Source organism: Candidatus Buchananbacteria bacterium, from assembly GCA_013359225.1.
GTDB lineage: Bacteria > Patescibacteriota > Patescibacteriia > Buchananbacterales > UBA6539 > JABWCG01.
The window spans coordinates 1-22,173 of the sequence record JABWCG010000001.1; the positions used below are offsets into that span (position 1 = coordinate 1).

At 45.3% G+C, this 22,173-nt stretch carries 29 protein-coding genes and 2 tRNA genes; 30 read left to right on the forward strand and 1 reads right to left on the reverse strand.

The features are described 5' to 3' along the window. The 13 genes from HUU49_00005 to HUU49_00065 all read left to right on the forward strand — a co-directional run. The coding region (locus tag HUU49_00005) for a hypothetical protein (GenBank protein ID NUM24992.1) at positions 1 to 239 on the forward strand (239 nt) is incomplete at its 5' end. Between the two features lie 255 nt (positions 240 to 494). Further along, entirely contained in the window at positions 495 to 2,081 is a 1,587-nt protein-coding gene (locus HUU49_00010) for a citramalate synthase (protein ID NUM24993.1), read from the forward strand. A gap of 322 nt (positions 2,082 to 2,403) precedes the next feature. Beyond that, positions 2,404 to 2,700 (forward strand): hypothetical protein, encoded by a 297-nt coding sequence (locus HUU49_00015; GenBank protein NUM24994.1) that lies wholly within the window; start codon positions 2,404 to 2,406, stop codon positions 2,698 to 2,700. A 154-nt stretch (positions 2,701 to 2,854) separates the two neighbouring features. After that, positions 2,855 to 3,055 carry a hypothetical protein gene (locus HUU49_00020; protein ID NUM24995.1) on the forward strand — a complete coding sequence of 67 codons (201 nt, stop codon included), beginning with the start codon at positions 2,855 to 2,857 and terminating at the stop codon, positions 3,053 to 3,055. 144 nt (positions 3,056 to 3,199) lie between these two features. Further along, positions 3,200 to 3,427 carry a hypothetical protein gene (locus HUU49_00025; GenBank protein NUM24996.1) on the forward strand — a complete coding sequence of 76 codons (228 nt, stop codon included), beginning with the start codon at positions 3,200 to 3,202 and terminating at the stop codon, positions 3,425 to 3,427. 452 nt (positions 3,428 to 3,879) lie between these two features. Further along, complete coding sequence (locus tag HUU49_00030) at positions 3,880 to 5,559, forward strand: 2-isopropylmalate synthase (protein NUM24997.1); 1,680 nt, start codon at positions 3,880 to 3,882, stop codon at positions 5,557 to 5,559. Positions 5,560 to 5,793: 234 nt separating this feature from the next. Then, positions 5,794 to 5,881 (forward strand) — tRNA-OTHER (locus tag HUU49_00035). 543 nt (positions 5,882 to 6,424) lie between these two features. Next, the gene (locus tag HUU49_00040) at positions 6,425 to 7,165 is read left to right on the forward strand and encodes a hypothetical protein (protein NUM24998.1); all 741 of its coding nucleotides are present in this window, start codon (positions 6,425 to 6,427) and stop codon (positions 7,163 to 7,165) included. A 30-nt stretch (positions 7,166 to 7,195) separates the two neighbouring features. Continuing rightward, a complete protein-coding gene (locus HUU49_00045) occupies positions 7,196 to 8,722 on the forward strand; it encodes a prephenate dehydrogenase/arogenate dehydrogenase family protein (protein NUM24999.1) in 1,527 nt (508 codons plus the stop codon). Between the two features lie 23 nt (positions 8,723 to 8,745). Continuing rightward, positions 8,746 to 8,937 carry a hypothetical protein gene (locus HUU49_00050; GenBank protein ID NUM25000.1) on the forward strand — a complete coding sequence of 64 codons (192 nt, stop codon included), beginning with the start codon at positions 8,746 to 8,748 and terminating at the stop codon, positions 8,935 to 8,937. A 367-nt stretch (positions 8,938 to 9,304) separates the two neighbouring features. Beyond that, positions 9,305 to 9,381, forward strand: a tRNA-Pro gene (locus HUU49_00055). 21 nt (positions 9,382 to 9,402) lie between these two features. Then, complete coding sequence (locus HUU49_00060; GenBank protein ID NUM25001.1) at positions 9,403 to 9,636, forward strand: hypothetical protein; 234 nt, start codon at positions 9,403 to 9,405, stop codon at positions 9,634 to 9,636. 7 nt (positions 9,637 to 9,643) lie between these two features. Continuing rightward, a complete protein-coding gene (locus HUU49_00065; GenBank protein ID NUM25002.1) occupies positions 9,644 to 10,246 on the forward strand; it encodes a nitroreductase family protein in 603 nt (200 codons plus the stop codon). Between the two features lie 52 nt (positions 10,247 to 10,298). On the opposite strand, the gene HUU49_00070 is transcribed toward HUU49_00065, so the two are convergent. Next, positions 10,299 to 10,475, reverse strand: coding sequence for a 50S ribosomal protein L28 (locus HUU49_00070; protein NUM25003.1), 177 nt, complete (start codon positions 10,473 to 10,475; stop codon positions 10,299 to 10,301). Positions 10,476 to 10,560: 85 nt separating this feature from the next. Between HUU49_00070 and HUU49_00075 the strand changes: the two genes are divergently transcribed. The 17 genes from HUU49_00075 (at position 10,561) to rpsQ (ending at position 22,173) form a co-directional block, all read left to right on the forward strand. After that, positions 10,561 to 11,211 carry a site-2 protease family protein gene (locus HUU49_00075; GenBank protein ID NUM25004.1) on the forward strand — a complete coding sequence of 217 codons (651 nt, stop codon included), beginning with the start codon at positions 10,561 to 10,563 and terminating at the stop codon, positions 11,209 to 11,211. 100 nt (positions 11,212 to 11,311) lie between these two features. Then, a complete protein-coding gene (gene rpsL, locus HUU49_00080) occupies positions 11,312 to 11,740 on the forward strand; it encodes a 30S ribosomal protein S12 (GenBank protein NUM25005.1) in 429 nt (142 codons plus the stop codon). Positions 11,741 to 11,758: 18 nt separating this feature from the next. Continuing rightward, complete coding sequence (gene rpsG, locus HUU49_00085; protein NUM25006.1) at positions 11,759 to 12,223, forward strand: 30S ribosomal protein S7; 465 nt, start codon at positions 11,759 to 11,761, stop codon at positions 12,221 to 12,223. A gap of 22 nt (positions 12,224 to 12,245) precedes the next feature. Then, entirely contained in the window at positions 12,246 to 14,345 is a 2,100-nt protein-coding gene (gene fusA / locus HUU49_00090) for an elongation factor G (protein NUM25007.1), read from the forward strand. A 39-nt stretch (positions 14,346 to 14,384) separates the two neighbouring features. Then, on the forward strand, positions 14,385 to 14,756 hold the full coding sequence (locus HUU49_00095) for a hypothetical protein (protein ID NUM25008.1): 372 nt from the start codon (positions 14,385 to 14,387) through the stop codon (positions 14,754 to 14,756). Between the two features lie 156 nt (positions 14,757 to 14,912). Continuing rightward, complete coding sequence (tuf, locus tag HUU49_00100; GenBank protein NUM25009.1) at positions 14,913 to 16,103, forward strand: elongation factor Tu; 1,191 nt, start codon at positions 14,913 to 14,915, stop codon at positions 16,101 to 16,103. Between the two features lie 68 nt (positions 16,104 to 16,171). Next, positions 16,172 to 16,537, forward strand: a complete 366-nt coding sequence (gene rpsJ, locus HUU49_00105; protein ID NUM25010.1) for a 30S ribosomal protein S10 — start codon at positions 16,172 to 16,174, stop codon at positions 16,535 to 16,537. Positions 16,538 to 16,749: 212 nt separating this feature from the next. Continuing rightward, positions 16,750 to 17,517 (forward strand): 50S ribosomal protein L3, encoded by a 768-nt coding sequence (rplC, locus tag HUU49_00110; GenBank protein NUM25011.1) that lies wholly within the window; start codon positions 16,750 to 16,752, stop codon positions 17,515 to 17,517. A 9-nt stretch (positions 17,518 to 17,526) separates the two neighbouring features. Further along, complete coding sequence (rplD, locus tag HUU49_00115; GenBank protein ID NUM25012.1) at positions 17,527 to 18,237, forward strand: 50S ribosomal protein L4; 711 nt, start codon at positions 17,527 to 17,529, stop codon at positions 18,235 to 18,237. Positions 18,238 to 18,239: 2 nt separating this feature from the next. Then, positions 18,240 to 18,689 (forward strand): 50S ribosomal protein L23, encoded by a 450-nt coding sequence (rplW, locus tag HUU49_00120; GenBank protein NUM25013.1) that lies wholly within the window; start codon positions 18,240 to 18,242, stop codon positions 18,687 to 18,689. Between the two features lie 10 nt (positions 18,690 to 18,699). Then, on the forward strand, positions 18,700 to 19,542 hold the full coding sequence (rplB, locus tag HUU49_00125) for a 50S ribosomal protein L2 (GenBank protein ID NUM25014.1): 843 nt from the start codon (positions 18,700 to 18,702) through the stop codon (positions 19,540 to 19,542). A gap of 9 nt (positions 19,543 to 19,551) precedes the next feature. Then, on the forward strand, positions 19,552 to 19,890 hold the full coding sequence (gene rpsS, locus HUU49_00130) for a 30S ribosomal protein S19 (protein ID NUM25015.1): 339 nt from the start codon (positions 19,552 to 19,554) through the stop codon (positions 19,888 to 19,890). A 17-nt stretch (positions 19,891 to 19,907) separates the two neighbouring features. Further along, a complete protein-coding gene (gene rplV / locus HUU49_00135) occupies positions 19,908 to 20,573 on the forward strand; it encodes a 50S ribosomal protein L22 (GenBank protein NUM25016.1) in 666 nt (221 codons plus the stop codon). A 3-nt stretch (positions 20,574 to 20,576) separates the two neighbouring features. Next, on the forward strand, positions 20,577 to 21,275 hold the full coding sequence (rpsC, locus tag HUU49_00140; protein NUM25017.1) for a 30S ribosomal protein S3: 699 nt from the start codon (positions 20,577 to 20,579) through the stop codon (positions 21,273 to 21,275). Between the two features lie 3 nt (positions 21,276 to 21,278). Continuing rightward, positions 21,279 to 21,683 (forward strand): 50S ribosomal protein L16, encoded by a 405-nt coding sequence (gene rplP, locus HUU49_00145; GenBank protein ID NUM25018.1) that lies wholly within the window; start codon positions 21,279 to 21,281, stop codon positions 21,681 to 21,683. A gap of 2 nt (positions 21,684 to 21,685) precedes the next feature. Next, positions 21,686 to 21,910 carry a 50S ribosomal protein L29 gene (gene rpmC, locus HUU49_00150; GenBank protein ID NUM25019.1) on the forward strand — a complete coding sequence of 75 codons (225 nt, stop codon included), beginning with the start codon at positions 21,686 to 21,688 and terminating at the stop codon, positions 21,908 to 21,910. Between the two features lie 20 nt (positions 21,911 to 21,930). Continuing rightward, a complete protein-coding gene (gene rpsQ / locus HUU49_00155) occupies positions 21,931 to 22,173 on the forward strand; it encodes a 30S ribosomal protein S17 (GenBank protein NUM25020.1) in 243 nt (80 codons plus the stop codon).

Here is a 22,173-nt window from a genome sequence, read left to right on the forward strand (position 1 = left end):
TTGTCGCTAACCCTGCTACTCCTCCCCAAGAGCCAAATAACCCCACCCCAGACTTAGTCATTATCTATGGCTGTACGGATCAAACTGCCACTAACTACAACCAAACTGCCACGGATGATGATGGGACTTGTGAATACCAAGAAACGGAAGAAGAAATAGTTCAAGAAGAGGTCATTGAGCCTGAGCCTGAGCCAGTGGTGGTTGAAGAAGAAAACCCGGTGGGGGGTGAGGAACTCTAGCTTGACTATTTTAAGTCCTTACGCTAAGATAGCACTATTACACTTATGACTTTCGCGAAAAACATTATTATCAGCATTAGCATTATTAGCCAGCCTACGGGTGGAAGTCTTTCAACTGTGTAAAAACACTACGCTAAAGAATTGAGAAAGCCTTTCCACCCGGAAAGGCTTTTTTGGTTGTTTTGCTTATTGCTTAGGCAGGACAAAATGCACCTTGGCAATTTAGACAGGTAACCGTATAAGGAGACGGACATAATGAGGGAATTGGTCGTTAAGTGCACCACCTTTCGGGATGGTGTCCAGGCAGAAGGCGTTGAGGTCACCGACCTTAAAGGGACATTGATGGCGATCAAAGCCATTGACCGGCTGGGAGTGCGCTACCACGAAGTTGGTTTTGCTCTTGCCAGCGAAGTGATTCGCGAGCGGATTCGTGAAGCGATGAACCTTGAATTGTCCGGCAAAGTGGCGGCCTTTGGTCGAACGCATCCGGCGGATGTTTCGGCGATGTTGGAACTGCAAGTTCCTGTTGCGGTGTTTGTTGGCAAGACCCGCGCCAATGACGTGATTAAAGTGATTCGTCGATCAAACCTCGACGAAAATCTGAAACTGATTCACGATTCGGTAAGCGCGCTGGCCAAGTCTGGCGCAGAAGTGATCTACGACGCCGAGCATTTGTTTCAGGCGTTGTTTGAAGACGATCGGTCGTACGCGCTCCAGACGCTTGAAGCCGCTTTGAATGCCGGTGCTGGCTGGATCGTTTTGTGCGACACGAACGGTAAGATGTCGCCGGAAAAAATCACTGAGGCGATTAACATCGTCAAGACGGTAATTCCGGCTAAACATTTGGGAATTCATACCCACAACGATCGCGGTCGGGCCGTTGTCAACGCGGAAACGGCATTTTTGCACGGTGTGAGTTTGGTTGAAGGCACGATCGGCGGCGTGGGTGAGCGAACCGGTAACTTGGATTTGTGCACGCTATTGCCGAACTTGGTTGTCGAATATGGCGCGCAGGGTATTAGTCCTGAGCAGCTCGCTTGGCTGACCGAAACCTATTTGCTGGTGTGTGATGTCTTAAACGTTGCGCCCCGTAACAATAACCCTTGGGTTGGCGGCGCGGCGTTTTACACCGAAGCCGGCATGCATGAATCCGGCAACGAACGGGATAGAGGCAATTATCTGCACGCTGACCCGGCGTTAGTCGGCAATCGCGTCCGAGTCGGTGTAACCGATCAGTCGGGCAAGGCAAATATCGTGAGCAAAGCGCGCGAGCTTGGCTTGGAAATCCCGGCCGACAAAGTTGAGCAGATCGCTTTAGCGCACCAGCAAATTGTGGACGCCGGTGGTGACTTCGGCTTGGCCGACGCATCGTTTTATCTGTTCTTGCTTGAACAGCTTGGACAGTTGCCGACATTCTTTGACTTTGTTAGCTTTCGGGCGATCATTGAGAAACACGCTGATCGTAGCGTTTCGACCGAAGCTAGTCTGCGGTTGGTGCTTGATGGTGAACCCAAACTGCACAACGCCGACGGGGACGGTCCGGTCAACGCGCTTGATGAAGTGTTGCGTCGCACGCTGCGCCGAAAGTATCCGGAGCTGATGGCGGTCCGGCTTGAAGACTATAAGGTGCGTATTGTTGACGCGTCGCGCGGGACAGCCGCAAAGATTCGAGTCCGGATTGAATTCACGGACGGCGCCAAAAGTTGGTGTACTTGTGCGGTGCACGAAAATATCATTGAGGCGTCGTGGGATGCGCTGTTACAGGCGTATATCTACAAGCTGGTTTCTAACGGCCACCCCCGGTTTGGTGCCAGTGTCGCTGAAGTGCCGGCGGCGTCATAGTTTCCGTGAACTTGTACGGGATGCTCATTAGAGTATTCAGAGCCACATTTCTTAAGTATATTGAGAAGTGGCTCTTTTTATTTGTGGAAAACTATTTTGATGGGTGAATAAATAAGCCAAAAAATCTTGTTTGACAAAGACTAACTGAGGGTATAAGGTAAAGGTATGAAATCTATTGCTCGAAAAACCGTCGTTGTAAACGTCGTTGTACTAGTCAGAGGAGACTAGGTGGTTTGATTTGAGCAGTAGAAATCTTTAGAAAAACACCTAGTCTCACAAAGACTAGTTTTTTGTTTATTGTGTACCTTTTTCTAAAATCGCATTGGAGGACAAGGCGATGTCTGATTTAAAGCCAGTTGCCGTTTTTCCCAGGCCGAAGCCCGGGGGACATATTGTTTATGAGCGTCACCGCGTAACGGTGACTGCCGACGGTGGTTTGGAAATTGATGGCAAAGCCCATCAGGATACCTGTGTGCAGTTTAGCCGGAGCTTTGGCGCCGGCGCCTCTGCTAATTGTATTGTCTGGCTGCGTCATGATCGGCTGGAGGTGTACGAAGGAGCAACTATGGGGATGTCTATGCTAACGCGTGACATGGTGCTTCATCAGTGCGGATGTTAGAAACAATCACAAAAGGAGAAGTGATGTCATGGTAGATTGCGCTTCTATCGAGCAGGATTCCTATCCGGGAGACCAGATTCCATTGTCAGGCGTAGCGTCTGCGCCGATATCATCTTCAGTCGTGCGGTTGAAGCAGATTCTGGGACTGTATATCATGGAAATGTCCTCATTGCAACACAAGATTAGTTGCGAACCGCAAACGACTGAAGTTGCCGATAAGCGTCGGCGACAGGAGAAGCGGCTGGAACAACTGCGTTGCCGGTGTACACCCCATGTGGTGCGGTGCATTCGTTACATCACAGCGATTGACAGCGATCAGCTGATGGCTCTTTATAAACTCAATGTTGAGGTCTAATGTACGGCCTTAACTGCCTAAGCCCAATGAGATTTCTCAGTGGGCTTTTTTATTGTTACTAGTTGACAAATCAAAAATTTAGTGTATACTTTAGTTTTTGTGTGCATAGAATAAGAACGAACGTAGTAGACATGGAGGGTAACTATGCTGTGGAAGATTATTTTGGTCGTGGTGGTGTCTGACGTGATCGGGTTAGCGTGGCTGATATGGGAAGCATGGCCGGCATTAACCTATGTGGATCCGCGTCTGAATTTTACTGAAGAAGATTGGCGGACATATACAGTACACGCCAGGGCCGAAAGCAATATTGTTCCTTTGCGACAACCTGCGGCAGCAGAACTGCGTGCCGAGAATGTGGCGTCAAACGCCTAAGTGAAACCGTTGGCCATTGTCTTTTGACCCTGGCCTTTTTAATTTGACAAAATTTTTATGTTAGAGTAGGGTATAAATATTATGAATTCTTTCACTAAACAATCAAGCTTGCTATTGCTAGGTTTGTTGCTTATCCAGCCAAAAGGTGGAAGATTTACTTGTGTCTAGCTAAATAAAGTCAAATTAGATACATACCGGCAAGTCTTTCACCAGAAAGGCTTTTTTGTTTGTCGGCACGACAACCAGTGGTCTTTACAACATAAGGAGTAGCACAATGCTGATCAAGGTATTGGCAGCACTCGGCTTGTTGTTACTAGCAGCAGCTTGGGCTTGGTTGGTTATTCAAGTCAAAAACGCCCCGTTGATGTGTGAACGTTGTGGCAGGCTGATGACTGAAGGTCAGGTGGCCTGTCCTTGTCTGAACACAAAAACCAAAGAGGAGTGAATTAGCAATGGCAGGACAAAGTCTGGTGACAGTATCGGGTGTACCGGCGATATTACAACTTGTGCCAAGCGTTGCCTTGGCAAAACCAATCTTTCACGACGTCACTTTGCGCGACGGCAATCAGGCGTTGCGCAAACCCTGGAATCAGCGGCAGAAAGAAATCATCTTCAATCTGCAGCAGGCTCTTGGCATCCCGCGCGTTGAGTTGGGATACCCCGGCGCGAGCGAGATGGATTTTGAGTGCGTGGCCAATCTGGCGATGCAGGCTTCCAGCACGATGGTGGTTGGGGCTTTGGCACGAACCACTGAACGCGATATTCGCTCGGCGATTGAGGCGTTCAACCAGACATTGGTGGCAACACCAATGATTCATACCTTCGTCGGAATGTCGCCTTACCACATGGAGCATGTGCTTCATAAGACTCCGGCGGAAGTGCGGCTGATGGCGCTTGAAGCAGTCAAGCAGGCTCGGTCGGGCTTGGGCGAACGCGGCTTAATTCAGTTCAGTCCTGAGCACTTCGGCGATTGCCTGGAAAATCTGGATTGGGTGATTGAGGTGTTTCACGAACTGGTTTCAGCCGGTGTGAACATCTTTAATCTGCCTAACACAGTTGAGCGTTATCGGCCGGCGATTTTTGTGGCGATGGTGGACAAAGTTCGTCAAGCGTTGCCGCCTTCGGTGACGGTATCGGTGCATTGCCATAACGATCTTGGCATGGGTACCGCGAGTACAGTGGAAAGCTACTTCGTCGGCGCTCAGCAACTGGAAGTGACCTTGAATGGTCTGGGTGAACGATCAGGTAACGCCAATCTGTATGAGGCGGCAACAGCGTTACATTGTAACGGCGTTGCGGTTGATCTCAACTTCGAACAGTTTTACGAAGCGGCCATTAAGGTTGCGGAGTTGTCCGGCGTAGCCATCCCGGAAAAGGCGCCGTTGATTGGCTCTGATTGCCTGATGCAGCGTTCTGGCATTCATCAGCATGGTGCGGTGCAGACGTTTGGCCGCGCTAAAGGTGCGTATCGGCCGATTGACCCGGCGTTTGTTGGTCGGGCCAACGACGAAGAGCTGGAGTTCACCAGTCAGTCCGGTTACACAGCAGTCCATAAGATCATCATGGAAACCGGGCGTAACATTTTGCCTGATGAAGCGAGGCTGCTTCAACCGGCGCTGAAGCTAGTCAGCGAAGAGCGCGGTGCGTTAACGCCTGAAGAACTGGCTGAAGCGTTTGACGCGTTCAAGCGCTTGCAGACCCATAAACTAGGTTTGGTTCAGGCCGACATTAACGCCGTGGTGCGTGACGCGATTGGTTTGCGCGGTAAGCTGACTTGGGAATGTGTTCATGCGGTAGCGCTCGCCGGTTCACCGGTGCCAACCGCAACAGTTATCCTGACTAACGACGGGGTACAGCTGGAGCCGCAGTGTGCGACTGGCGACGGTCCGGTTGACGCGGTGTATCGAGCGATTTGCCGCTCTACCAAATTGCCGGTGTCAGTTGAAGATTACCAAATTACCAATGTCACCAGTGGTGCCGATGCCCAGGCCAAGGCAACATGCGTGTTGTCGCTTGGCGGCAAGCAGTGCCAGGGTGAAGGTGTACACACCGACACGGTCATGGCGTCGGTCCGCGCCTACATGCAGGCACTTAACCGCCTGGCGCGCGGCGAAACCAACGGTGTTCATTGAAACGATCTTTGATTCTTGAGGCTTGGAAATAAAAAATTTCCCAAGTCTCTTTTTATTTTTAAAACAATTGACAGAAAAAATAACGTTTGCTACAATCATTATATGAACAAGCACCTGAATTCAATTTTGCCAACCCCACCTTGCTGCTAGCAGGGAAGTTGGGTTACGTGTGCTCACGTTCAATTAAAATGACAGCCCAGCTTTCCGGGCTGGTTTTTTATTATCAAATTTTTTCGGGGCGATAGCTTAAACTGGTTAAAGCGTTTTTCGCTTTTCACCAAGAGCGAAAAAAGATTGCAGGTTCAAATCCTTGCCGTCCCGACTGTTTGTTCATTAACGGGGTGTAGCTTTAGACCTATTTCCGAGTCTCAAGTTTGCCATCATGAGGTTAGTCCCGAAGCCTTGTTGTCGCCTGGCCTTGAGATGAAGGCTCTGGGGTCCCTTTGGGGATGTGTGAGAGCAGCTACTTTGGGAGTAGCAGGTGCGTTGGTTCAAATCCTCGCCACCCCGACCAATTTTCACCCCGCCTAAACCTTTGCGCTGCAAAAATTTAGGCGGGGTTGACATTTTTTTTGATTTGCGATACCGTAATAATATCCTATGCAAAATAACAGATTGAACAATTGGTTTTTTAGCTTTTACTTTTTTACCTGCCGGTAGGTTAGGCGAGTTTGAGCTAAAAAAACATAGGAATACATAACTCAACATTCAACTGATCTACCCGCCAAGGTAGATCAGTTTTTATTTACGGTCTATTTTGTGCCTTCATGTTGATGGAGTCACGAAATGGGCAGTTAAGCCCACTTTAACAATATGTTTTGAACTTTTCGTCACTGTCAACCAACCCGCTGCAAGGAGACTGAGTATGGGATTGCCGACATTTTTGTCCAAAGTTGGTTTGCCTTCTACCGAGGCAGAAACGGTCGCGTTGTTGCGCTGCGACGAGGTCAGCGAAGTGCGCTGTTTCGTTTTGGGGCCGCGCAAAATCAGCAACATTCCGCAAGCCTGTGAATTGTGGTTGCGCCAAAACGGCCTTGAAGATAAAGCGCAATTGGTGATTGGGGAGCGTCCCGACCACTATCTGCTCGAGGCTCAAGCGGTTCATGAACCAGGCGTCGTGCCGGTGTTTTGGACCTGTGCGGTCTACGGCAAGGAGAAGGAACTCTTCTTCGGCGATGCCGTCAACACCCACATGTTCTTGTTTTCACAGGTGATGCCGCTGGATCACATGCAGCTTGCCTGCCTGCCAGGAAAGCTGACTTTGGAAGCTGTTCGTACAATTTGTGATCTTGAACTGCTTCCGGGCCACTGGAAACGCTTGGCGTCGCATCCGTCGCCCAAACCGCTCTTGAACGGCTTGCTGGATCATAATCCGCAGACGACGTGGGTTGAAGCCAACTCCAATGGTTTTGCCGCTGAAATGGTCAAGTCGGGTCAGGCTGATGCTTGCATCACGACCGAAACTGCACGTCTGGAACAGGGTCTGGAACGCCTCCACGATTTTGGGACGCCGGACATGGTGTTTTTCGGCGGCGTCACCAAGCATGGTGTTGAGCTTCTCAAGCGCGTTCACGAGTCGTTGTCGCTGGCAACAATTGGTTTTTGACGAACAACAGTTCGAGACAAAAAGGAATCTATGATTAATGCAATCATCGGAGCGTCGGGAGACATGGGAAAAAATCTTCTGACACCTCTACTCAAAAATTTAGGAGAAGTTCGCACGGTTAGCCGTGACGCTTCAACCCAGGAATGGGATCAGGTTTGGCAGGCCGATGTCATTTGGCTTGCGATACCTCGCGATGAGATCTCCAAAGTTTTGAGTGGCATTACGCTCCGACCTGATCAGCTGGTCATAGATATCTGTAGCATTAAGCGGCGTCTGGCTGAGACAGTTAAACAGACTGGCGCCGCTTCTCTTTCTTTACATCCTTTAAACGGTCCGCGTGTGCCGCTCAATGGTCAGAAATGGGTGATGATTAATGCGGATGAAGTATTATCCGTTAATGGCAACGCTCAAAAAATTATTCATTATCTAAAAGAGCAGGGTATTAGCTTTTTGCCGGCAAATTCTGAAGATGAGCACGATTTCATGATCGGTGTTGTCCTATCAATGCCGGAATTATTAACCATCGTCATTGATGCTTTGATCAGTCAGTATGCTAAAGATTGTCATCAACCAACACCGGATATGGCAAAACTGATGGAATGGGCAGTGCCGGCTTCAAACGCCTTGTTCAGTTCGTATGTTCACTCAATCAATAGTTCGGCGGAATGGCTGCGGACTGATTTGATTACTAACGCTCACGGTGACTTGGCCGCTAGTGCCGCTGCCGCATTTGAAAAATTAAATCATCTAACAAACCAACAGGTTGAAGAAAAAATTAAACACCAGCATGAAGTAGTGGCTCGGTTGCCGAAACTGGAACGCCAACGCATCCGACAGTGGATTGAGCGCTGGTTTGTTGATTCAACCCAAAAGGTTTTTTCTTTTCATAAAAATATTCCGATGAAACCAAAACTTAATATTCAATATCTTGACTCTGACAAGTCAAAAATCTTTCCCGTCAATCAGTCCGGCCGCGTCACGGTTGGTATTCATGGCATTGCCGGCTGCTTCACTCACGAGTCGGCTCTGCGGTTAGCTGAGGAGTTGGGGATTAATCCGGCAAAATTAGATTTGAAATTTTTAGTCGAAGCCCAGCGGGTTATTGCGGCTGTGGTGAACGGTGAAACCGACCGAGGGGTGTTCGCAATGGCCAACTCCGGATCCGGCGCGTATGTTTCAAGTATGCATGCAATGGGCAGTAACCAGTTTGATGTTCTGGCAATTTATGGCATGGAAATTCTGCAATGTTTAATTACTGACCCGTCAATCAAAGATGTTAGTGAAATTAAAGAAGTGTTTGGCCATCCGCAGGCAGTCAGCCAGTGTAAGCGCACCTTCGCCGAGAAATATCCCGACATCAAGCTGACCGAAGGCAAAGACAGCGATGATACGGCGCTCTGCGTCAAGATGATTGCTGAGCATCAGTTACCGCCAACAACAGCGACACTTGCTTCTCAGGAAGCGGCCCGTATTTATCAGCTGCCAATTATTGAATATGGTATGCACCATGATCCGTTCAACACAACGACATTCTTGGTAATCAAGAAAAAAGAATAGCCGCGACAAGGAGGGCTTGTTTCATGGCAGGAACTTTGTGGATTAATGTTGATTCGGCGTCAGCCGATACTTTGGCCGATGTCGCCAGAAAGCTTTTTCCCGAATTAGAGATTCGGGTTACCAATCATGGTGACGTCAGTTGGCTGGCGGTAAGGGGCAACGGTCAGGTTGACGATCTTCGCTCTTTCTTAAAAGGCGTCAAATCAATTCGTTGATTTGGTTTTTAGGGCATTTTTTCGTTTTTTTGCGGAAAAGTGCTTTTTATTTTGACACAGCAAAACTTCTAGTGATAAAATAACAATGAACTTCACTTCTATAGTTGGTAAAAGTTTTGGGACAAACTTCATACGTAGGGCTACAATATCGACTGCAACCTTTGGGTTGATCAGTCTGAGTGCTCCAAAGCCAAACGCGACAAGCCAAACGTTCAGCTGTCTAGAAATAGATGTCTGCAATAGGGCGGCGAGTCGACACGGCGGGCTTGTTTCAAGCCAAATCTTTTATCAATTATAAGTGGAGTTCACTATTAAAAACCTGTTTGCAGGTTTGTTTTTTTAGGGGTAAGATGAAAGCGAACTTTATCGGGCTGTAGCGCAGTTGGCTAGCGCGTACGCATGGGGTGCGTGAGGTCGCGGGTTCAAGTCCCGCCAGCCCGACCAAACATAATTAATCAAAAAAATATGAAAAATATCATTTTGACGCAATTTATTGTTTTGCTCGGCGGTACGATTTTTGCCTGGTTTAATTTTTTCCGCGAGTTGGCTAGTTATTTACGTAATGAGGCGTGCCAAACCGGCTGTGCCGTGGGAGTAGTTAACCCGATTTATACCCCTTGTTTTTATGGTGCCATATTTTTTCTTATGGCGTTGATTTTAAGTTTTATCATTTTGACTGCTTCAGCCAGGAAAGGATAAAAAACGTATGTCTAAATTTCCGTACCCGGAAAATCCGGCGCCAACCGATGCCCAGCTGCTTTCGGCGATCAAGCGTCGTTGGAGTCCGTTGGCGTTTTCGTCTGAGCCAATTGAAGCCGAAAAAATTACGGCATTGTTTGAGGCGATGCGCTGGACCCAGTCATCCCGCAATGAACAGCCGTGGCGAATTATTTACGCCACTAAAGATGATGGCGAGATTTTTGACCAGCTGGCTTCGTTGTTAACACAAGATAATGGCTACCTCAAAGACGCGTATATGTTGATGCTGGTTTGTGCGGTTCAAAATTTCGCCTATAAAAATTTGCCGAACCGAATGCATCAGTATGATACTGGTGCCGCCGCGCACGCCCTGTTTTTGCAAGCTGTTGACATGGGGTTAGTTGCTCATGAGGTGGGTGGTTTTGATAAAGAAAAACCCTATGAGTTGTTTAAGATACCAAAAGAGGTGTCGTTATTGGTGATGATGGGTGTTGGGTATCCGGGTGATGAAAGTAAGGTGGATCCGGCATTACTCAAAAAACGCTATGAAAATTCCCGAGTTCGTCGCAGCGTAACCGATTTTGCCTTTCGGGGCAAATGGTTAGCATAAATTTTTCCAAATAAAAAACTAAGTAGTGCCACCACTAAGTTAGGGGAGGTGACTACTTAGTTTTTTGTTTTGCTAGAGTTTTGATACAGCGAGTGCAAATCAAACGTCGGACAGCGCCAATTTTTCGGCTCTGCAAATTGAGCTTTTGGCGGCGGATAGTTTTGATATTGGAATGGCTGACGTTGTTGCCTTTCAGGGGTTCTCGCTTGCACAAGTAACACATTGCCATACAAAAAAATAACTTAATAATCAATGAAAGCAGTATAGCAAAATAGGTTTAAAAAATCAAGCCTCTGTGGTATGATAGTAAAACTATGGAACCGTTAATTTTCATTATTTTTATTGTCACCTTTATTGGCAGCGTTATTTTGCACGAGATTGCCCATGGTTTCGTGGCCTATAAATTTGGCGATGATACGGCTAAAATTTCTGGTCGATTATCGCTTAATCCAATTGTTCATATTGACCCGGTTGGTTCAATTTTAGTGCCGTTAATGTTGTATGTTTCCAGTGCCGGTTTTCTGTTTGGTTGGGCTAAACCTGTGCCGGTTAACCCGCTGCGACTCAATAACCAGCCTTTATCTTACCGACTGGTTTCAGCGGCTGGGGTTGTCACTAATTTAGTCTTAGCTATTGTTTCGGCAATCGTCATTAAGATTACCACCCAGTATTTGGGCATTGGTTTCAATAATGTAGGAGTGATATTTTTTAGCTCAATGATGCAAATTAATATCGTTTTGGCGATTTTTAATATGTTGCCGTTGCCGGGGTTTGACGGCTGGAATTTCTTGGGAACTTTTCGTCCGATTGCTATTTTGATGAACCAAACGCCGTTGGCCAACCCGATTTTTATGGCTCAGTACGGTTTGGTGATTTCTATTGCACTTTTGTTTATTTTGATGCCTGTTATCAGTTTATTATTTAACTATATTTTTGGCTTATTTATAACAATTTTTGGCTTATAACCAAAAGTATTGACTTATTGAATATTTTTCGTTAATATATCTCGTGTACAAGCTCAAACTGCCTTATAGGCAGGTTTTTAAGACTTCTAAAAGGTAAAAAATGCCTACAATTAGCCAATTAATCAGAAAAAAGCGAAAGAGTAAAGCCAAAAAGAGTAAGACTCCTGGTCTTCGTGTTGTTTCAAACACTTTGCGCCGAACTAAAAAAGACATGCCAAAAGGCTCAGCCTTTAAGCGTGGCGTTTGTTTGAAAGTGACAACCATGACCCCTAAAAAACCTAACTCAGCGTTGCGCAAAATCGCCAGGGTTCGGCTTTCAAATGGTATGGAAGTCACTGCGTATATTCCGGGTGAAGGCCATAATTTGCAGGAACACTCAGTAGTTTTGTTGCGCGGCGGTCGTGTGAAAGATTTGCCTGGTGTTCGCTATCATATTGTTCGCGGCGTGTATGACACTGCCGGCGTTCAGGGCCGACAGCAGGGTCGCAGTCTTTATGGTGCTAAAAAATCCGCTCCCGCCAGCAAATAAGGCGTAACTATTGAAATTATGCGAGGAAAAACTCCTAAACGAAATATTGAACCAGATCCAAAGTATAACAGTATTATTATTGCCCGATTTATTAATCACATCATGCGGCGCGGTAAAAAATCAACCGCACGCCGGGTGGTTTATGATTGTCTTGAAATAATCAAAGAAAAGACCAAGAAAGATCCGCTTGAAATTTTTGACGGTGCATTAAGAAATGTTGGACCGGAAGTTGAAGTTAAATCAAAACGTATTGGTGGCGGAAACTACCAGATTCCGGTTGCCGTTGTTGGTGAACGCCGAACAGCGCTGGCTTTCCGTTGGATTACTGCGGCCGCCAAGGCTCGCAAGGGTGCGCCGATGGGTGAAAAGTTAGCTGATGAAATGATTGCGGCGTTTAATCGTGAAGGTGCTGCTATTAAAAAACGTCAGGATACTTACAAAATGGCCGAAGCCAACCGGGCTTTTGCTCATTTTGCCAGATAATTTTAAAAATTAACCAACACTAATGCCCCGAGAATATCCTCTAGATAAAACCAGAAATATTGGAATTATCGCTCATATCGACGCCGGTAAGACCACGGTCTCCGAGCGTATTTTGTTTTATACCGGTCGTAAGCATAAGATCGGCGAAGTTCACGAAGGTGCTGCCGAAATGGACTGGATGGAACAAGAGCGGGAGCGGGGAATCACTATTACTTCAGCCGCCACTACTTGTTTTTGGGCTCCGCGTGGCGAAGAAGATAAAAAATGTCGCATTAACTTGATTGACACCCCAGGCCACATTGACTTTACGGCCGAAGTGCAGCGATCGCTACGCGTGCTTGACGGTGGCGTTATGGTATTTGACGGTGTTGCCGGTGTTGAACCGCAATCAGAAACTGTTTACCATCAAGCGGAAAAATTTAAAGTGCCGTTGATGGGTTTCATTAATAAGATGGACCGCACCGGTGCTGATTTTTATGCCGACCTAGACAGTATCCGCGAGCGCTTGACTAAAAACGCTTTTCCGATTCAGTTGCCGATTGGCGCTGAAAGTAATTTCCAGGGCGTGATTGATTTGCTTACCATGAAAGCGTATGTCTATAAAGATGATTTGGGCCAGCAGATTGACGAAACGGACATTCCGGCTGACATGAAAGAAAAGTCCGAGAAATTCCGCGGCGAATTGGTTGAAGCCATTGCTTCGCATGATGAAAATTTGATGAATAAGTATTTGAATGGTGAAGAAATTTCCGTTGAAGAATTAAAGCCAGTGTTGCGCAAAGCGACGATTGACAGTGCGATCATGCCGGTTTTGGTTGGTTCAGCCTTGAAAAATAAAGGTGTTCAGCGTTTGCTTGACGCGGTTTGTGACTACTTGCCAAGCCCGCTTGATATTCCGCCGCTCAAGGGTTTTGATCCAAAGCATCCGGAAACTGAAATTATTAAAAAGCCGGATGACGCTGAGCCGTTTGCTGCTTTAGCTTTTAAAATTGCCGTTGACCCATTTGTCGGAAAACTTTGTTTCTTCCGTGTTTACTCTGGCACGATTTCGGCCGGGTCATATGTGTATAATTCAACTTCAAACAAACGAGAACGCATCGGTCGTATTGTCCGAATGCACGCCAATACTCGCGAAGAGGTAAAAGACGTGTATGCCGGTGAAATCGCCGCTGCCGTTGGTTTGAAGGACACTTTTACCGGACACACTTTGTGTGACGAAAATAATCCGGTGGTTTTGGAATCAATTGAATTTCCTGATCCGGTTATCCGGGTTGCGGTTGAACCAAAAACCAAGGCTGACCAGGAAAAAATGGGTATTGCGTTGCAGAAGTTAGCTGAAGAAGACCCGACATTCCAGGTCCACGGTGATGAAGAAACGATGCAGACGATTATTGCCGGTATGGGTGAATTGCATCTTGAAGTTATTGTTGACCGTATGAAGCGCGAATTTAAGGTGGAAGCAAACGTCGGTAAGCCGCAAGTTGCTTATAAAGAAACCATTAAATCGGAAGCTGAAGCTGAGGGAAAATACATTCGTCAGTCAGGCGGCCGCGGACAGTTCGGACATTGCTGGGTTAAAGTTGAACCACGAAATCGCGGCGAGGGCTTTGAATTTGTTGATGAAATCAAAGGTGGAGTTATTCCTAAAGAATATATTCCGGCTATTCAAAAAGGTATTCGTGAAGCGATGGATAAAGGTGTTGTTGCCGGCTATCCGTTGATTGATATTAGGGCAACTGTGTATGATGGAAGTTTCCACGAAGTTGACTCATCGGAAGCGGCTTTCAAAATCGCCGGATCTATGGCGTTTCAGGATGCGGCTAAGCGCGCTAACCCGATTTTGCTTGAACCGATTATGAAAGTGGAAGTCATTACCCCTGAACAGTATATGGGAGATGTTATCGGTAACATTAACTCCAAGCGCGGACAGATTGAAGAAATGCGCGAACGCGGACAGTCTAAAGTGATTGACGCTAAAATTCCGTTGGCCGAAATGTTTGGTTATGCGACGGAACTGCGATCAATGACTCAGGGCCGTGCATCATACAGTATGGAGTTTAATGATTATGCGGAAGTACCCCGCAATGTTGCTGAAACAATCAAGGGTGAACGCGGTAAATAACGGCCAAGAGGGGTTAGGGTTAAACTAATTAGTTTACTTATGCCAAATTCCTTGCAAAAAATTATCGATTTAATCAAGCAGACAGGGGATAATTGCATTGTTTTGGACCACGAAGGCAACCCGGCATATGTCTTAATGACTTTGGCTGACTACCAAAAAATGGTGATCGGCCGCGCCGAGGTCGCTGGTTTGAGCGAAGAGGAATTAATTGATAAGATTAACCGTGACATTGCTTCATGGAAAGCCAGCTCTCAGCAAGAGGAAATTGATAACTGGCAGGCCGTTACTGCAGCAATTGACAGCATTACTACCGTTACCGATAAAAATTTGCTAAACAAAGCCAAAATAAATCAGGAAGCAGATGCTCAGTCGTCAGATGAAAATAAGTACTATTTTGAGCCGGTTGACTAGTATTGACAATAAGCAATTATTTGTTATATACTCATAAGTGCTTTGTTTCTTTTAAAGAAACCTTTTAATTTTAATAATTAAACAATAGCGATCCGCTTTGATTCCTTCGCAAAGCTGGCTGACAAAAGATCGCTTTAAAGAAGGAAAAAATATACTATGGCAGATAAATTTGAACGAAGTAAGCCGCATTTAAACGTCGGTACAATTGGTCACGTTGACCACGGTAAGACCACTTTGACCGCCGCCCTTTTGACATACTTAAATGCCAAGGGAATGAAGGCCACTCAGCGATCAGTCGATCAGATCGACAGCGCTCCGGAAGAAAAGGCTCGTGGTATTACTATTGCCACTGCCCACGTTGAATACGAATCAGACACCAGACACTATGCTCACATTGACTGTCCTGGTCACGCTGACTACGTTAAAAACATGGTTACCGGTGCCGCTCAGATGGACGGTGCGATTTTGGTTGTTGCCGCTACCGACGGTCCAATGCCTCAGACCCGCGAGCACATTTTGCTTGCTCGTCAGGTTGGCGTACCAGCCATGGTAGTATTTTTGAATAAAGTTGATCAGGTTAAAGACCCTGAATTAATTGACTTGGTTGAAGAAGAGGTTCGCGATTTGTTGAAGAAATATGAATTCCCTGGCGATGAGATCCCAGTGGTTCGCGGTTCAGCTTTGAAAGCTTTGGAAAATCCAACTGATGCTGAAGCTACCAAGTGTCTTGAAGATTTGGTTAAGGCGATTGACACCTATATCCCAGAACCAGTTCGAGACGTTGATAAACCTTTCTTGATGCCGATTGAAGATATCTTCTCAATCGAAGGTCGCGGTACTGTTGCTACCGGTCGTATTGAACGCGGCGTCTTGAAATTGAACGATGAAGTTGAAATTGTCGGTCTGCGCGACACCCAAAAGACTGTCGTTACCGGCATTGAAATGTTCAACAAATCACTGGACGAAGGTCGCGCTGGTGATAACGCTGGTATTTTGCTTCGCGGTACCAAAAAGGATGATATTGAGCGTGGTCAGGTTATGGCCAAGCCTGGTAGCATCACCCCACATACCGAATACGAAGCTCAGGTATATATCTTGAGCAAAGAAGAAGGCGGACGACACAGTCCTTTCTTCAAGGGGTACAAGCCACAGTTCTACATTGGAACTGCAGACGTTACCGGTGAAGTAATTTTGCCAGAAGGTACTGAAATGGTTATGCCTGGTGATACCATTAAATTGGTCATCAAGTTGATTAAACCGGTTGCTTTGGAAGAAAAACAGCGCTTTGCTATCCGCGAAGGCGGACGAACAATTGGTGCTGGTTCAGTAACTAAGATTATTAAGTAATGTTATAAAGTCCCTGGGGCCTTACACGGCCCCGGGGACTTTAAATCAAGTTCTTTACTAAAGAAACAATGGTAGCAATTAAAAGAATTCCAGTTTCTTCTAAGAAAGCTGAAGAAGCCGAGGAAAGCAAACAAAAAATTAGAATCAAAATCAGAGCGTACGATCACAAAATCATTGATCAGTCTACCAAGACGATCATGGATACGATCAAGCGAACTGGTGCATCTTTTATTGGCCCGATTCCGTTGCCAACCGAAAAGAAAAAGTACACCGTACTTAAATCTTCGTTTGTCCACAAGGATGCCAGAGGTCAGTATGAAATGCGGATTCATAAGCGTTTACTTGATATCATTGAACCGACACCAAAAACTGTTGATTCTTTACAGAGCTTGAATTTGCCGGCCGGAGTTGATGTTGAAATCAAGATGGCCTAAGGGTATATAAGTTTTAACTGCCTGGTAAGGTAAAACCAAAGTGACAGTTAAGGATACAAAGAAAGCTTTCTAAAACATGTTTTTAGAAAAAACCTTTGTAGCTTTGATGGTCGCTGATGAAAGTATTAACAACCTTAATTAAAAAAGCCAACAATTTGCCAGCTATAACAAGCTATCTGGCTCTTTGAGGCAGGTTTTTATTTTGAAACGAGATTATGAAATTTATTTTAGCTGAAAAACAGGACATGACCCAGAAGTTCGGTACCGACGGAACTGTTATTCCCGTTACCAAAGTGACTGCTGGTCCTTGTGTTGTTACTCAGGTTAAACAAATGGATACCGACGGTTATGTTGCAGTTCAGGTTGGTTTTGGCGCCAAAAAGAAATTAACCAAATCAGTTAAGGGACATTTGAAAAATTTAGGTAATTTCCGATATTTAAAAGAGTTTAGAATTTCAGCCGATGAGGCTAAGAAGTTGGCGGTTGGTAATAAGATTAATGTTGCTACTTTTCAGGCCGGGGATAAGGTGAAGGTTACCGGTGTTACCAAGGGTCGCGGTTTCCAGGGTGTTGTCAAACGTCATGGTTTTGGCGGCAGCCCAAAAACCCACGGTCACAAAGATCAGCTTCGTATGCCCGGTTCAATTGGTGCAACCGGTCCAGCCCATGTTTTTAAAGGCACTCGGATGGGCGGCCAAATGGGTGGAACTCAGGTAACCGTTACTAATTTAGAAATTGTGGAAGTTGACGAAAAGAATAATGAAATTTTTATTAAAGGTGCTTTGCCTGGCGCAAAGAATAATTTATTGTTGATTGCCGGCATTGGTGATTTAATCATTGCTACCGAACCAGTTGCGACGGCGACCGAAACTCAGGAAGTAAGCGAAGCTAAAGAAACGCCAGAGGCTAGCGCTGAAGGTACTGCTGCAGCGGAAGTCGTTAATGAAGAGGTTAAGGAAGAAGCCAAGGCGGGAAATTAAATAACACGTATGTCAAAAGTAACTGTCTACAATCAGAATGGTGATAAAGTCAAAGAGTTGGAATTAAATCCAAAAGTTTTTGGAGTGGCAGTAAAGCCAGAAGTGATTTTTCAGGCCGTTATTGCTCAGCAGGCTAATAGCCGACAGGTGTTGGCCGACGTTAAGAGTAAGGCAGAAGTTTCCGGCGGTGGCCGTAAGCCATGGCGTCAAAAGGGAACTGGCCGCGCTCGACACGGCTCAATCCGCTCCCCATTATGGCGCGGCGGCGGAATTACTTTTGGTCCGACTTCAGAACGCAATTTTTCAGTAAAAATCAATCGCAAAGCTAAACAAAAGGCATTATTGATGTCGCTGTCTGATAAAGCAGCCCATAACAAGATTGTTTTAGTTGATGATTTGAAGCTTGAAGCAGCTAAGACTAAAAAATTCTTTGCGGTATTACAGAATTTAGAGCTTCGGGCTAAGTCGGTTAAGCAAGCAAAGAAAGATGCTGTTAAAAAAGAAACTGTTGCCGACAATAAGTCTAAGAAGTCAAAGCTAAAGAAAGTTTTGTTGATCTTGCCAAAAAAGGACGAAACCGTTTATCGCGCCGCCTCCAATGTGGCCGGTCTGGAAATTATCGCCGCCAACAGCTTGAATATTGTAGATGTTATGAATAGTCAGTATTTATTGATGCCTGTTGCAGCAGTTGAACAAATTGAAAAAACTTTTGTTAAATAAGTATGAGTATCTTAGGAAAGTTAAAAATCAAAAAAGACGAAGAATCAAGCGAAGTGTCACCAGAAACTTCAGCAGTGGTTAGCGCTGACAAAAAAGTTCAGTCGCCAGTAAAAGCAGAAAAGAAAGTTAAGAAAGTTACCAAGACGCAAGAAATTAAAGGTAAGACTGACCGAGCCTACCGTATTTTAATCAAGCCAATGATTACCGAAAAAGCTTCCGGACTTGGCGGATTAAACAAATATGTTTTTGCGGTTGAGCCTAGTACTAATAAAGTTGAAGTTAAAAAAGCAATTCGGGCGGTGTATAATGTTGATCCGATTGCGGTAAATATTTTAAATTTTTCCGGTAAGCGCGTTCGCTACGGCAAAACCAGTGGTGTTACCAAAGGTTGGAAAAAAGCCGTTGTAACACTTAAGCCGGGGGATAAAATTGAAGTTTACGAAGGAATTTAAATAATTCATTATGCCGATTAGAATTTACAAACCAACCACTCCAGGTCGCCGTCAGACATCGGTTGATACTTTTGCTGATGTGACCAGAAAGAAGCCGGAAAAAAGTTTGATTTTGATCAAGAAAAAAACTGGCGGACGAAATGCCTCGGGACGAATTACCGTTCGTCATCGTGGGGGTGGCGCTAAGCAGTATTATCGTTTAATTGATTATCGTCGAAACAAGTTTGATATGCCAGCGACAGTGGAGGCAATTGAATACGATCCAAACCGCCGCGCTCGGATTGCGTTGGTTAAGTACGAAGACGGTACGAAAAGTTATATCATCGCTCCAGTTGATTTGAAGGTTGGTGCTGTTGTTATCTCTTCAAAAACCAGAACTGATATTCAGGTTGGCAACCGAATGCCGTTAGTTGAAATGCCACTTGGTTCTCAGATTTATGAAATTGAAATTACTCCCGGCAAGGGCGGCCAGCTGGTCAGAACCGCTGGTTCCACCGCTAAATTGATGGCAGTTGAAGGGGAGTATGCTACTATTAGAATGCCGTCTGGAGAAATTCGTTTAATTCCGAAAGATTGTGCCGCAACGATCGGTCAGGTTTCAAACCCTGATGCAATGCATATCCGAATTGGTAAAGCTGGCCGGATGCGTCATTTAGGTATCCGACCAACCGTTCGTGGTAAAGTAATGAACCCAGTGGATCACCCGCACGGTGGTGGCGAAGGCCATAACCCGATTGGTATGAAGGCGCCAAAAACGCCATGGGGAAAGAAAGCGTTGGGTGTTAAAACTCGCCGCAAAAAGAAATATTCATCTAAGTTTATTGTTCGCGCTCGCGCTAAGCGTCGACGTTAATCAAATACTATGTCTAGAAGTCTTAAAAAAGGTCCATACGTTAATGAAAAGCTACTTAAGAAGTTGCAGAAGGTTAAAGTTGGCGACAAGAATGCTATCAAGACGTGGGATCGTGCAAGCATGATCACTCCAGAAATGGTTGGTTACACAATTGGTGTTCATAATGGTCGAACCCATACCCCAGTTTTGATTGTTGAAAATATGGTTGGTCATCGTTTGGGTGAATTTTCACCAACCAAGACATTCCGCGGACATGGTGGTAAGATTGCTAAGGAACAGGAAAAAGTCGCGGCTCAAAAAGCTGCTGATGACCGCAAGAAGGCTCAGGCTGCCGCGGAAAAAAAGTAAGATAAATTAATATTATTATGGCTACGGAAACCAAGAAAATTAAAGATCAGACCAAAGATCAGACCAAAAAATCTGCAAGCCTTAAAGTTGCTAAAACCGCAAAGCCGAAAAAATCGCCAGTGGTCAAGAAGACAGGAGTCAAAAATGAGACAAACAAGTCGACTAAGGAAGTAACGGAAGTTTTGGCTAAGGCTCGGTTTGTCCGAACTTCACCACGAAAAATTCGATTGGTTATTGATCAGTTGAGAGGTCTAGAAGCTGAAACCGCAGTAACAAAATTGCAGTTTATTAATAAAGCCGCTTCTAAGCCGGTATATAAATTGGTTAAATCCGCCATTGCGAATGCTGAAAATAATTTTAGTTTAAATATTAAAGATTTATTTATTAAAAAAATTGTTGCCGACGAAGGTCCAACTTTAAAGCGTTTTCGTCCGCGAGCTCATGGCCGATCAGCTGCGATCCGAAAACGTACTAGCCACATTACTTTGGTTTTGGGCATTAAAGCGGGAGTTAAACCGGTAATTAAGAGATTAACTGATCAAAAAGCTCAAGAGGTTAAAGTCGTCAGTCCGGATGAAGTTAAGAAATCAGGCCCAAAATCTGGTGGGATGATCGCTTCTGATGACCAAGGCAAGGATTCAAAAGGCTTTATGAAAGGTATCTTCCAACGTAAAACAGGTTAACATATGGGACAAAAAGTACATCCAAAAATTTTTAGAATCGGTAGTCTTTACACCTGGAATTCAAAGTGGTTTTCACGTCGTGATTACGCTAAATTTTTGCAGGAAGATATTTTAGTTAAGAAATTTTTAAAGAAAGAACTTCGCGAAGCCGCAGTTTCTCAGATTGATATTGAACGAACGCCGGCCGCTACAACGATTATTATCCATTCTGCTAAGCCGGGCGTAATTATCGGTCGTGGTGGTCAAGGTGTCGAAGATTTGAAAAAGAAAATTCAGTCCAAGTTTTTGAACAAGAAATCAACTTTAAATATCAACATTCAAGAAGTAACTAATCCGAATGTTAATGCCGAGTTGGTTTTGCAGTCCATGATTGCTGATATTGAAAAGCGTATGCCATATCGTCGGGTAATGAAGCAGGCGATTGCTAAAGTGGAAAAAACAGATGCCCGAGGTATTAAGGTAATTATTGCCGGCCGACTTAACGGTGCAGAAATTGCCCGAACTGAAATGTTGGCTTCCGGTAGTTTGCCGTTGCACACTTTGCGGGCCGATATTGATTATGCCCGTGGTGTAGCTCAGACCACTTATGGAACTATTGGTATCAAGGTTTGGATTTACCGCGGCGAAATTTTTGACAAAGATAAGGACAAGGCGCAAGCCCCAACCACTAATCGAAGAAATAATAGACAAGCTAAGAAGTAATATATGTTGTCACCACGAAAGCAAAAACACCGAAAAAGTTTTAAAGGCACGCTGACTGGCAAAGCCACGGCGGGTACGACGGTTAGTTTTGGCAAATATGGCTTGAAGTCTCTTGGTAATACTTGGATGACTGCCCGGCAAATTGAATCCGCCAGACGCGCCATGACCCGATTCATTAAGCGTGGTGGTAAGATTTGGATCAGAATTTTTCCTGATGTTCCGGTTACTAAAAAAGGTGAACAGTCAACCATGGGTTCCGGCAAAGGTGCGGTTGACCGATACATTGCTGTGATTAAACCAGGAATGATTATCTTTGAGATGGATGGTGTCACTGAAGAGCAGGCTCGTGAAGCAATGCGCTTAGCGGCTCATAAGTTGCCATGTAAGACTAGCTTTATTATCAAATAAGTATGAAATTTAAAGAATTGAAAACTAAGACGGAAAAAGAATTGCAGAAGTTGCTTGCCGACTTTCGGCTTAATCTGCGCGAGTTGAAATTCAAATCATCGGCTGATCAGTTAAAGAATGTCCGAGAGTTGCGCCGGGTGAAACGAAATATCGCTCAAATTCTGATGTTATTATCCAATAAACACCAGGCTAAACCAGAAGCTGAAGTTAAAAATGAAACCAACTAATTATGACAGACGCTAAAAAAATTATTAAGCGAAAATTTGAAGGAACGGTTGTTTCTGACAAGAACGACAAGACTATTGTTGTTGCTGTTGAAACTGCTAAACCACATCCGAAATACAACAAGCGTTTTACGTCTACTAAGAAATATAAAGTGCACGATCCGGCTAATGAGTTTAAAATTGGGGACAAGGTAGTGTTTGAAGAATGCCGACCATTAAGCAAAGACAAGCGCTGGCGTGTTTTAAGTAAAGAAAGTAAGAGTTAA